Origin of the sequence: Megasphaera sp. MJR8396C, from assembly GCF_001546855.1 — a bacterium.
Lineage (GTDB): Bacteria > Bacillota > Negativicutes > Veillonellales > Megasphaeraceae > Megasphaera.
In genome coordinates this window covers 87,904-98,837 of sequence record NZ_KQ958203.1, presented here as the reverse complement: position 1 = coordinate 98,837, position 10,934 = coordinate 87,904, and the positions used below count along the sequence as shown (strand labels likewise).

Genomic DNA, 10,934 nt, shown 5'->3' with positions numbered 1-10,934 from the left:
TCGAGTGTCTACTTGACGGGTAGCAGTTCAGACGGTCGTGACAGGGATTTTTTGATGCCGAAGGGCGAATCAGGATTCGGGTCGGAAGAATTCGATGATCTTATGGATGGCCAGGGCCATGTGATTGGGGTTCTGGAAGGGGTGATTGGCATCTTCGACGGGATAGAATTCGATGACGTTGTTTTCGGCAAATTGTCTGGATAAGGCGATGGGGATCATTTCATCCTTCGTGCCGTGAATGATGAGGATGTCGTCGGCGACGTCGAAGTATTCGTGGTCATTGACGTCAAAACTCTTTAGATCGTCCATGAAGGTCTGGTCGATTTTCATTTTCCGTTCGAAGCCGACCTGGATTTCCTTGCCTTTCTTGAGTTTGGCATAGCCTTCTTCGGCGATGTGGTTGCTCATGCTGTCATACATGTTGACGCCGGGGCTGCGCAGGGCGATCTTTTGGAAGGGATTTCCGACTTCGAGGATGTAGCGCAGGGTGATATAGGCGCCGAAGCTGGTGGAATAATTATAAAGGGCTTTGGCTCCTAACGTGTCTTTGGCGTAGTCTGTGACCAACGTCAGATAGGTCATGCATTCGGGAATGGCCAGCTTTTTACGAGCATCTTCGCCGTGGCAGGGCCAGTCGAAGGCGATGACGGCGAAATCTTTGTACTTTGAAGTCAGCTGTTCGGCAAAGTGGGCTGTGCCGGCCGTGTCTTTGCTGCTGCCGAAACCGTGGGTGACGATGGCTACGTGGTCGAAATGGCGCTCGTTTTTATGGCTGTCATGAACGAAGAACCGGCAGCGGACGCTGTAGCCTTCTTCGTTGATATCAAAATGTTTTTCCATAGGGATGCCTCTTTTATAGGGATTCGTCGGTAAGACGTTCGCTCTTAGTATACCATAAAAAAAGACTGCCGCGTAAGGGCAGTCCGGAGTGTTGCCTTGGTGTCAGCTGCGCAGGCCGTATTTGATGATGATCCGGCTTATTTCTAAGAGGACGATCATCGGCATGGCCAAGAGGCACTGGGATAAGATGTCCGTCGTCGGCGTGATGACCGCTGCAGCGATGAAGGACAGGAGAATGATGTACTTTCGCTTTTGGGCCAGCATGCTCGATGTGATGAGGCCGAGTTTTGCCAGGACGATGAGCACCAGGGGCAGGTTGAAGATGAGGCCGAAGGGCAGGACCAGCATGAAGACAAAATTCAGGTAACTTTCCATAGAGAGCAGGGGCTGGACGGAATCGGACGAAAAGTTGAGGAAAAACTGAAGTCCCCGAGGGAGGACGATGAACCACGAGAAGGCGATGCCCGACAGGAAGAGGGTCAGCGACGTCGGTACCAGGAAGAAGAGCAGCCGCTTTTCGTGGGTCGTAAAGGCGGGAACCAAAAAGGCCCAGAATTCGTAAAAAAGAACCGGCGCGGTGATGATGGCGCCGGCAGTTAACATGACTTTGAAATAGATGAAAAAGGCTTCGGCCGGTTTCATAAAATAGAGCTTTCCTGCCGGCGCTGACAGAAAGGCCATGATTTCATCGAGCCAAAAGTTGCTGAGAATCATGCCGACGGCCAGCATGGCGATGGAAATGATGAGGCGGCGGCGCAGTTCCGACAGATGCCCCGTAAGGGGCATGACGGCTTCTTTACTTTCCATGATTTTCAGTCGATGCCGGCGATACGGCTTCGGACACGGTTTCTTTGATGTCTTCTTTGGCAGCTGCCGGTTCGTGGACGGCTTCTTTGAATTCTTTCAGGCTCTTGCCCAGGGCATTGCCGATACTGGGCAGTTTACCCGGTCCGAAGATGACCAGACCGATGACTAAAATGAGGACTAATTCAGGAACACCTAAACCAAACATGAGAAAAACCTCCTTGCTTTTTTTATCAGTATAGGTAAAAAATGTGGGCTTTGGGTAAAGAAAGAATCGCTTTTTTGTAAAATTATCCCATCTTGTTTATTTTTTCTTTATCTTTTCTCAGCATATACATTTTTTATACAAAATTGACTTATACTGTCACTAGTTTTTACTTTAGGAGGGATTACCATGGAACAACATAATTTTTCACGACGGACATTTTTGAAGATGGCTGCAGGTACGGCGATTGGTGCGGCCTTATTCTCGATGCCTGACCTTTCTGCTGCCAAAGAGAGCGGAAGCCACCTTTCCAAACAAGACTTGACGCCCGTATCTTTTGGCCAGCTGCCGAAAGACGCCGAAGTCTGTGCCAAAGCATCCAAATTAGTTTCCCGTAATTATTCGTACATCTTGGAACAGGCTCGTCAACTGAAAGACGGCTGGCTGCGCGATACGGTCACGACCATGATCCAGCATCCGACGCCGATGTTCATGCAGCAGTACACGTCGGCCTCGGCCATCAGCATGCTCTATTCGAAGCTGTCGGCGGCTGGTCTCATCGACACCGGCAAGATCGACGTCCAGCACTTGCTGCCGCCTTTCACGGGCAAGGTACAGCCTTTCATGACGGCTCCCGGCAGCGGCTACGGCAGCCACCATCCCTATCCGGGAGGACTGGCTACCCACGTCAGCGCCAACGTTCATATTACGGAAAGCATCGTCAATACCTATGAAGAAGTGTTCTGCTACAGCGTCAATTCCGACATCGCGCTGGCCGGTCAGCTCCTTCACGATATCATGAAGCCCTTCGTCTTCCAGTGGCAGCCCGACGGCTCATCCTTAAAGGAATACACCATTGCCGGCCAGGGCGCCCATCACGTCTTGTCCATCGCTGAATCGATGTACCGCAGCCTGCCGGCCGAAGAAATCGTCGCTCAGGCCTGTGCCCACGGCGCTCCCAGCGATGCCAAAGGCGAAGCCGACGTCGTATCGTGGATCAAAGCCGCCGCCATCGTCGCTCAAAAAGACCCCATTGCCTACGGCGTCCTCAATAAGATGGGCGACGGTCTTCCGGCACCGCATCGTCAGGAAGGCTACATCGTCCACCTCGGCGACCACGACTGGGTCCTCAGCTCTCCGGCCGCTCAGAAAACATCACCCCTCTTAAAGAAAATTGCCGTTCAGCAATACGGCATGAGCGACAGCGACAGCAACGGCGCAGCCTTCAATTACTTTAAAAACTATGCGGAAGCACAGTTGTCCTGCATGTACCTCAACATGCTTCAGTCCCAGCCTAATGGGGAACAGCTCGTGGCGCAGGCTGTGGGCAATGTAATCCTGAAATAACAAGCGTCTTATGATGCATACTTTATAATTGACAGCGCCAGCTTTAAACTTTAAAATAGACGGAGGTAATGTCTACTCAGAAAGGAGTTATCCCGTTTATGTTCAAAAATGGAGCACAAGTTGGATTGTTATTATTCGGTATGTTCTTTGGTGCCGGGAACCTTATTTTCCCGCCGTCCTTAGGCTTTCAGGCCGGTCAGGCTTTTACGCCGGCCATCCTCGGTTTTCTCTTATCCGGCATCGGCATGCCCGTCGTCGCCGTCATCATGGGGACCTTTAATCCCGGAGGATTCCGAGCCGAAATGAATCGTAAGATTTCGCCCTTATTTTCGCTCATCATCTTGACCCTCATGTATTTGGCCATTGGACCGTTGATGGCCATTCCCAGAACGGCAGCGACGTCTTTTTCCATCGGCATCCTGCCCATTACCGGTGACGGCATGATACCTCTGGCTATCTTTACAGCCCTCTATTTTGCCTGCGGCTGGTGGCTGTCCATTACACCGTCGAAGCTCCTCGACCGCGTCGGCAAGGTCTTGACGCCAATCTTTGTGGTCATGATCATTCTGATCATCATCGTCGGCATGATTGCCTATACGACGCCGTCGGAAGCGGCTCCCATGGGGAAATTCGCCGCTTCGGCCTTCGGCAACGGCTTTATCGAAGGCTACAACACCGTCGATACCCTGGCTTCCTTTGCCTTCTGCATCATCGCCATCGGGGCCTTGAAGCGGATCGAATTCACGTCGAAAAAGGAACACATCGCCAGTGTCTGGATGGCAGGGGCCGCTGTGGCCGTCCTCATGGGCTGCTTATACCTGGGTCTGGCCTTATTGGGCAATCATTTTCCCATTCCCCAGTCGGTCTATTCCGACCCCAGTGTCAACCTCGGCGCTTACGTCCTGTCTCAGACGTCGTTCCAGATCTTCGGTACCGTCGGCATGGCCTTTTTGGCCGTCATGGTCACCTTGACCTGCTTTACGACGACGGTCGGCCTCATCGCCGCCGTTTCGACCTTCTTTGCCGAAGAATTTACGGTCCTGTCCTATAAGCAGTACGTCACCCTCATCTGCGTCGTCAGCTTCCTGTTAGCCAACTTGGGACTGAACCAGATCATTCAGGTCACCCTGCCGCTGCTGTTGTTCGTCTATCCCATTGCCATCGTCGTCGTCATGCTGACTATCCTCAATAAATTCGTCAGCCTGTCGAAACTCGGCATGCGCTGCACGGCGGCGGCTGCCGGCATGGTATCGGCCATCGACATCGCCTACCAGTTCTTTGGCGTCCAGGCGGCGGGCACGTTGATCCAGGGACTTCCCTTAGGGGACAGCGGCTTAGGCTGGCTGGTACCGGCTTTGGTCTGCATGGCCCTGTCGTTGGTCCTTCCCGGCAAGATTACCGGGGACAGTGCCTTAGCCAGTGAAGAGTAACTTAAATCCAAGCTTTCGAATAAAACCATGGCTTCCCACGAGGGATATTAGGCCTATGAGACGAAGTGTTCAAGCCCCTTGTCCATAGCGATTTGCATCCTTGGTGAAACTTGGGTTTTTACAACGTAATACAATCGATGTCAGGAAAGACTATCCGTTATGGTGACACCCGTTACCATGACGATAGTCTTTTTTGCCGTAATCAGGGAGGTCGTCTCTTCGTCGGGGGAGGCGAAGTCAGAAACGCGGAAAATTGAGGATTAATCCCATTTTCAAGACCTTTAAGGTCATTGACAGGAGGGCTTCGGATGGGTAAAATGAAAGGAAAAATATAGGAAATGAAAGGGGTTTTACTATGGACAGTACGATGAACAGTGCCATTCTTGGCATTTTGATTCCCTTTGCCGGGACATCCTTAGGGGCGGCCTGTGTCTATGCCATGAGGGGGGAATTGAACCATCAGGTTCAGCGTGGGTTGACGGGCTTTGCTTCAGGCGTCATGATTGCCGCCTCGATTTGGAGCCTCCTCATTCCGGCTATGGAAGAATCGGCCCATTTAGGGAAGTTTGGCTTCGTCCCGGCCGTCGTCGGCTTTTGGCTGGGCATCTTCCTGCTCCTGGCGTTGGACCGTCTCGTCCCGCATCTTCATATGTACAGCGAACAGGCCGAAGGCCCGCACAGTCATCTGCAGCGGACGACGATGCTGGTCTTGGCCGTAACCTTGCACAACATTCCGGAAGGGATGGCTGTCGGCGTCGTCTACGCCGGCCTTTTGGCCGACCAGACCGGCATCAGTGCTGCCGGGGCTTTGGCCTTGTCCTTAGGGATTGCCCTTCAGAATATGCCGGAAGGGGCCATTATTTCCATGCCCTTGAAGTCGGCTGGTATGGGGACCCATAAGGCCTTTATCGGCGGTGTCCTGTCAGGGATTGTCGAACCCATCGGGGCTGTCGTCACCGTTGCCTTGACGGCCTTTATCCTGCCCGTGCTGCCGTATCTCCTCAGTTTAGCTGCCGGTGCCATGTGCTACGTCGTCGTCGAAGAACTGATTCCGGAAATGTCGGCCGGCGAACACTCGGATATCGGCGTCTTGTCCTTTGCCTTGGGCTTTACGGTCATGATGGCCATGGACGTTGCCCTGTCCTGATCAATCGTATCGGAAGAAGGTGAGAGGCCTTGAAAGTCCGTATTACCGATGAATTAGCCCAACAAATCGTCGATTCGGCCAAGGCCGTCATCGGCTGGAATATCAATTTTATCGATCGTCATGGCCGCATCATGGCCAGTACCGATGAGAAACGGATCGGTACCTATCACAAAGTCGGGGCCACGGCGGCCAGGCTGCGTCAGGTTCAGACCGTCCATGAGAACCGACCGGAAGACGGCGTCAGTAAGGGCGTCAACTACCCGATCATCATGGATCAGCAGGTCCTCGGCGTCATCGGCATTACAGGCGAACCGGATGTGGTCAGTCAGTACGGGTTTCTATTGACCAAAATCTGCGAGGTCTTCCTCAAAGAATACGGCCTCAATGAAGAGGCCTTCAGCGAACAGGAGTACCGCAGCCGTCAGGTCATGGCCCTCATTTACCATGACCGGGATACGATGCAGCAGATGGCCGACGAACGGCCGGAACTGACGGAACATCTTTACGTCGCTGCCGTCTTTCGTGGGTACGATGGGGACGGACGGGCCGACGCTTTTCGCAAGACCATGACCGCGGCCTGCGGAGACCTCGGTATCTCCCTGTTTACCTATATCTATCCCGACAGCTTCGTACTCATCATACCTCGCGGCGCCTATCCTCAGTGGGATAAGCAGCTGTCCCGGTGGAAGGGGCAGTTTTATCCGTCGGTCCGCGTCGGGATCGGGACCGAAGAACCGTTTCACCGTGTCTATGAATCGTATCGCTTTGCCAAACTGGCCCTTCAGGCCGCTGCCGACCGAGACGTCTTCAGCGTCCATGCCGACGACATGAAACTGACCTTTCTGCTGCAGAGTCTGAGCGCTCCGCTGCGGCGCCGGTATCGGCAGGATGTCTGTAAGGACCTTACGGAGCGTGACATTCACCTTCTACAGGTCTATTACCGGCAAAACCTTTCCATTCAGAAGACGGCCGACATCCTCTCGATCCATAAGAATACCCTTCAGTACCGGCTGAAAAAAATCGCCGAGACGACGGGCCTTGACCCGCGGTCCTTCGACGATGCCGTAACCCTTTATATTGCCACGCTGCCATGGTTCTAAGAACTAAAAATGGCAGCGTTTCTTGTTATGTATACCATAGAAATAAAAAAGCTCCTTTGCTACACTAGAGTCACAATGAATATGTATATAACTCATAGCGCATAAAGGAGTGGACGATATGAAAATTGTCATTGCCATCGATTCATTAAAAAACAGCCTGACGTCTGTCGAAGCAGGAAGAGCCGTCGAAGCCGGCGTTCGCAAAGCCTATGGCAGCCAGCCCGTACAGATCGTCGTCAAACCCTTGGCCGACGGCGGGGAAGGGACCGTCGAAGCCCTGGTCGAAGGGATGAATGGGAAGCTTTGCCATGCCGTCGTAAAAGGACCGCTTGGAGAACCCGTTTCCTGTTCCTACGGCTATCTCCCCGATACGGCGACGGCGGTTATTGAAATGGCCGGAGCGGCCGGCTTGGGATTGGTGCCGGAAGATCGGCGCAACCCCCTCTACACGACGACTTACGGTGTCGGCCAGGTCATGGCCAAAGCCATCGAAGGGGGCATCCGCCACTTCATCATCGGCCTCGGCGGCAGCGCTACCAGCGACTGCGGCGTCGGCATGCTTCAAGCCTTGGGCTACGTCTTTCGCGATGCAGAAGGGCACGTCGTCGGGACCGGCGGCCTTGCCGTAGGCGACATCGCCTCTGTCGACGACAGTCAGGTCCTGCCGGCTTTGAAGGAATGCACCTTTGACGTCGCCTGTGACGTCACCAATCCCTTATACGGCACCTTAGGGGCTGCCGCCGTCTTTGGGCCTCAGAAAGGGGCGTCGCCGGCCGACGTCAAACGCCTTGACGACGCCAGTCGTTCCTTTGCGGCTGTCACTAAGGCTTATAAGGGCCAAGACTACAGCCAGGCTTCCGGTGCCGGAGCGGCCGGCGGCCTGGGCTTTGCCTTCCTGGCTTATCTCCAAGGGCGCCTTCGTTCGGGTATCCAAATCGTTCTCGATTCCATTAAATTGGCCGACGTCGTAGCCGATGCCGATTACGTCATCACCGGAGAAGGCCGCCTCGATGCCCAGACGGCCATGGGCAAGGCACCCATTGGCGTCGCCAAGCTTGCCAAACAGTATGGGGCCAAGGTCATCGCCCTGGCCGGCTGCACGACAGAAGATGCCGGGGAATGCAACCGTCAGGGCATCGATGCCTTCTTTTCCATCGTCGACAAGGCCATGCCCTTACAGGAAGCCATGGACCGCGATACGGCGATTGGCAACATGACCCGTACGGCCCAGCAGGTCTTTAACCTCATCCGTGCCGTAAGCTAAGGCGATCAGCGATACTTTGATGCTTCGGCTTTCGCCAATTGGTCACAGCGTTCGTTTAAGGCGACGCCGACGTGCCCTTTGACCCAGTGGAAGGTGACCGTGTGGGATCCGTAGAGCTTATCGAGCTCTATCCACTGCTCTTGGTTTAAGACGGGCTGGCCGTCGGCCTTCTTCCAGCCGCGGCGCTTCCAGTTGGTCATCCACTTGGTGATGCCGTTTTTCAGGTACTGACTGTCGGTATACAAGGCGACCTTGGTACCTTCCGGGGCAAAGCGCAGGGCCATGATGGCCGCCTGGAGCTCCATGCGATTATTAGTCGTCGACGGATGGCCGTCGGATAGTTCCGTGATCTCGCCGGTGGCGACGTTGCGGGCTACGGCAGCCCAACCGCCGGGGCCGTCAGGGTTGCGCAGGCACGAGCCGTCGGTGTAGATCACAAAATCCTGATCTTCATCGGCAGGAAGCGCTGCTTCGGCTGCCATCGGTTTTCGAGTTCGCGTTTTTGGCGTCGGCCGGCCAGGGGTACTTTCTATACCGCTGAGCCATTTCATGGCTTCCGTGGCATCGGTGAAGCTTTTATAGCGGGCTCCCGGGAAGGCGTCGACTTGTTTTTTACAGTCTGCCCAAGAAGTAAAGAGCCCCGTTTGGCGGCCTTTTCGTACCGCATATATTTTCTTTTGCATAAGACACCTCATTCTTTCGTCGTCAATCACGGATTTGATTGTACCACAAAAAATAAAAAGAAAACAGGCGCAGTCAGTGACTTTAGCGCCTGTTTTTTATATAATGAAGGTATACAACTTATCGTTCCTCGTGTTGGGAGGGATTTATTTGAACATTCAGCAAGTCTATGCCGTTTATTTCAGCCCTACCGGTCATACGAAAAATCTCGTCTGCCGCCTGGCTGCGGACCTTGCCAAAGCGCTTCAGGTACCGCTTAAGACGGTATCCTTCGACTTACCGGCTGAGCGGGAAGGGGAGAATCGCTTTTCCGCAAGCGACCTGGTCGTCGTCGGCGGACCGACCTATGCCGGAAAGCTTCCCAATAAAATCATGCCGACCTACCGGGAGGCCTTATTCGGAGCGGGGACGCCGGCCGTCGCCTTGGTGACTTACGGCAACCGTTCTTTCGACAACGCCTTGGCCGAACTCAGCGCCATTCTGGAAGCAAAGGATTTTAACCTCGTCGCTGCCGGGGCCTTCGTCGCCAATCACGCCTTTTCTAACATCTTGGCCGCCGGCCGTCCCGATGAAGCGGACCTGGCCGACGTGGAGGGCCTTTCCCGACAGGTCGTACAAGCCCTTCAAGGGGAAGACTGTCCTACGGGACCTTTGGCCGTCGACGGCGACGCCGAAGCGCCCTATTACATTCCCCAAGGGGAAGACGGAAAGCCGGCCAAATTCTTGAAGGCCGTCCCCAAGACGGATATGGAAAAATGTACGTCCTGCGGCCTCTGTGCCCAAAAGTGTCCCATGGGTTCCATCGATTTCGATCAGCCGTCGGTCGTGACCGGCATCTGCATCAAGTGCCAGCGCTGCGTCACCGACTGTCCCTATGGGGCTAAGTATTTTGACGATCCGGCATTTTTATCTCACGTCCGGATGCTGGAAGCGCATTATACGGATCGGGCTCCTAATAAAATCTTTACCCGTTAAGCTGCCGATTTATTTTGCTTATCATTATTTAAAGTTTTTATATATTTTATAAATTTAAGGAGGTTTTTTCTATGGATTTACAAGAAGCTCGCGAACTGGCTCGCAAAAAGATGAAAGGCTGTTACGTCTGTCCCGAATGCGACGGCAAGGCTTGTAAGGGTATGATTCCCGGCTTTGGCGGCCTGCGGACGGCAAAATCTTTCCTGCGCAACGTAGAAGCCCTGGCCGAATATGGTTTGGTCATGCGCAGCATGGACAGTGAACTGGATCCCAATCCGGCGGTCACGATTTTCGGCAAAGAAATCAGCATGCCGGTCCTCGTCGCTCCTGTCGGTGGCGTCATCCTCAATTCCAAGGTCCCCGGCGATCCGGCTACGGTAGAAATGGACTATAACGAATCCGTTACGAAGGGCGCCTTCGATGCCGGAACCCTGTGCTTTACCGGTGATGGCGGCATGGAATACATGTTTGAATCGGGCATCGTCGCTTCGAAAAAGCGGGAAGAAACGGTCATTCCGACGATCAAACCGCGCAGCAACGACCAGATCATTGAAAAGATTAAAATCGCTGAACAGGCTCATGCTTTTGCCGTTGCCAGTGATATCGATGCGGCAACCCTGATCAATATGCATATCTTTGGCCAGCCCGTCGGACCTAAGAGCGCCAGTGACATTGCAGAACTCGTCAAAGCGACGTCCCTGCCCTTTATCGTAAAAGGCATCATGTCTCCGGAAGAAGCCATTGCCTGTGCCGATGCCGGTGCTAAAGGCATCGTCGTCAGCAACCACGGCGGCCGCATCCTCGACGGTATGGTCGGCACGGCCGACGTCCTGCCGGAAATCGCCAAAGCCGTAAAAGGTCGGCTGACGATCTTCGTTGACGGCGGTGTCCGTCACGGTGAAGACGTCCTCAAGATGCTGGCCCTCGGTGCCGATGCCGTCCTCATTGGCCGTCCCATCGCCATCGCCGCTATCGGCGGCCAGGCTGAAGCCGTCAAGCTCTTGTTAGACGCCTTGAAACGGGAACTCATGGATGCCATGATGATTACCGGCGTCCACGATTTGTCCAACGTATCGCCGGATATCTTAAGACGGTTAAAATAAGGTATTCCCACAGCTAAATAATTGACAGCCCGCTGGCC

The 10,934-nt window shown here is 54.1% G+C and carries 11 protein-coding genes; 7 read left to right on the top strand and 4 right to left on the bottom strand.

Annotated elements, in window-relative coordinates:
* Positions 1–69 precede the first annotated feature (69 nt).
* The 3 genes from HMPREF3201_RS08875 to tatA form a co-directional block, all read right to left on the bottom strand.
* Complete coding sequence (locus HMPREF3201_RS08875) at positions 70–840, bottom strand: alpha/beta hydrolase (protein ID WP_062412715.1); 771 nt, start codon at positions 838–840, stop codon at positions 70–72.
* Between the two features lie 102 nt (positions 841–942).
* Entirely contained in the window at positions 943–1,647 is a 705-nt protein-coding gene (gene tatC / locus HMPREF3201_RS08870) for a twin-arginine translocase subunit TatC (protein ID WP_062412714.1), read from the bottom strand.
* A complete protein-coding gene (tatA, locus tag HMPREF3201_RS08865) occupies positions 1,637–1,852 on the bottom strand; it encodes a twin-arginine translocase TatA/TatE family subunit (RefSeq protein ID WP_044503511.1) in 216 nt (71 codons plus the stop codon). Before tatA ends, tatC begins: the two co-directional genes overlap by 11 nt.
* A gap of 186 nt (positions 1,853–2,038) precedes the next feature.
* Here tatA and HMPREF3201_RS08860 point away from each other — a divergent pair, with 186 nt between their 5' ends.
* The 5 genes from HMPREF3201_RS08860 to HMPREF3201_RS08840 all read left to right on the top strand — a co-directional run bounded on the left by HMPREF3201_RS08860 (position 2,039) and on the right by HMPREF3201_RS08840 (position 8,137).
* On the top strand, positions 2,039–3,196 hold the full coding sequence (locus HMPREF3201_RS08860; protein WP_062412713.1) for a twin-arginine translocation signal domain-containing protein: 1,158 nt from the start codon (positions 2,039–2,041) through the stop codon (positions 3,194–3,196).
* A 98-nt stretch (positions 3,197–3,294) separates the two neighbouring features.
* Positions 3,295–4,626 (top strand): branched-chain amino acid transport system II carrier protein, encoded by a 1,332-nt coding sequence (brnQ, locus tag HMPREF3201_RS08855; protein ID WP_062412712.1) that lies wholly within the window; start codon positions 3,295–3,297, stop codon positions 4,624–4,626.
* Positions 4,627–4,981: 355 nt separating this feature from the next.
* Positions 4,982–5,773 (top strand): ZIP family metal transporter, encoded by a 792-nt coding sequence (locus HMPREF3201_RS08850; protein ID WP_227163163.1) that lies wholly within the window; start codon positions 4,982–4,984, stop codon positions 5,771–5,773.
* Positions 5,774–5,802: 29 nt separating this feature from the next.
* Complete coding sequence (locus HMPREF3201_RS08845) at positions 5,803–6,873, top strand: CdaR family transcriptional regulator (protein WP_062412711.1); 1,071 nt, start codon at positions 5,803–5,805, stop codon at positions 6,871–6,873.
* A gap of 118 nt (positions 6,874–6,991) precedes the next feature.
* Positions 6,992–8,137 carry a glycerate kinase family protein gene (locus HMPREF3201_RS08840; RefSeq protein ID WP_062412710.1) on the top strand — a complete coding sequence of 382 codons (1,146 nt, stop codon included), beginning with the start codon at positions 6,992–6,994 and terminating at the stop codon, positions 8,135–8,137.
* A 5-nt stretch (positions 8,138–8,142) separates the two neighbouring features.
* Here the strand turns inward: HMPREF3201_RS08840 and rnhA are convergent, their stop codons facing one another.
* Positions 8,143–8,820: a ribonuclease HI gene (gene rnhA, locus HMPREF3201_RS08835; RefSeq protein WP_062412709.1), complete on the bottom strand. Its 678-nt coding sequence runs from the start codon at positions 8,818–8,820 to the stop codon at positions 8,143–8,145.
* A gap of 148 nt (positions 8,821–8,968) precedes the next feature.
* Between rnhA and HMPREF3201_RS08830 the strand changes: the two genes are divergently transcribed.
* Both HMPREF3201_RS08830 and HMPREF3201_RS08825 read left to right on the top strand, forming a co-directional pair.
* The gene (locus HMPREF3201_RS08830; RefSeq protein ID WP_062412708.1) at positions 8,969–9,793 is read left to right on the top strand and encodes a 4Fe-4S binding protein; all 825 of its coding nucleotides are present in this window, start codon (positions 8,969–8,971) and stop codon (positions 9,791–9,793) included.
* Positions 9,794–9,864: 71 nt separating this feature from the next.
* Positions 9,865–10,896: an alpha-hydroxy-acid oxidizing protein gene (locus tag HMPREF3201_RS08825; protein WP_062412707.1), complete on the top strand. Its 1,032-nt coding sequence runs from the start codon at positions 9,865–9,867 to the stop codon at positions 10,894–10,896.
* Positions 10,897–10,934 lie beyond the last annotated feature (38 nt).

What these genes read in the sequence shown, in the direction of transcription:
- HMPREF3201_RS08875 (WP_062412715.1), bottom strand. Translation starts at nt 840, where the DNA reads ATGGAAAAACATTTTGATATCAACGAAGAAGGCTACAGCGTCCGCTGC.
- tatC (WP_062412714.1), bottom strand. Translation starts at nt 1,647, where the DNA reads ATGGAAAGTAAAGAAGCCGTCATGCCCCTTACGGGGCATCTGTCGGAA.
- tatA (WP_044503511.1), bottom strand. Translation starts at nt 1,852, where the DNA reads ATGTTTGGTTTAGGTGTTCCTGAATTAGTCCTCATTTTAGTCATCGGT.
- HMPREF3201_RS08860 (WP_062412713.1), top strand. Translation starts at nt 2,039, where the DNA reads ATGGAACAACATAATTTTTCACGACGGACATTTTTGAAGATGGCTGCA.
- brnQ (WP_062412712.1), top strand. Translation starts at nt 3,295, where the DNA reads ATGTTCAAAAATGGAGCACAAGTTGGATTGTTATTATTCGGTATGTTC.
- HMPREF3201_RS08850 (WP_227163163.1), top strand. Translation starts at nt 4,982, where the DNA reads ATGGACAGTACGATGAACAGTGCCATTCTTGGCATTTTGATTCCCTTT.
- HMPREF3201_RS08840 (WP_062412710.1), top strand. Translation starts at nt 6,992, where the DNA reads ATGAAAATTGTCATTGCCATCGATTCATTAAAAAACAGCCTGACGTCT.
- rnhA (WP_062412709.1), bottom strand. Translation starts at nt 8,820, where the DNA reads ATGCAAAAGAAAATATATGCGGTACGAAAAGGCCGCCAAACGGGGCTC.
- HMPREF3201_RS08825 (WP_062412707.1), top strand. Translation starts at nt 9,865, where the DNA reads ATGGATTTACAAGAAGCTCGCGAACTGGCTCGCAAAAAGATGAAAGGC.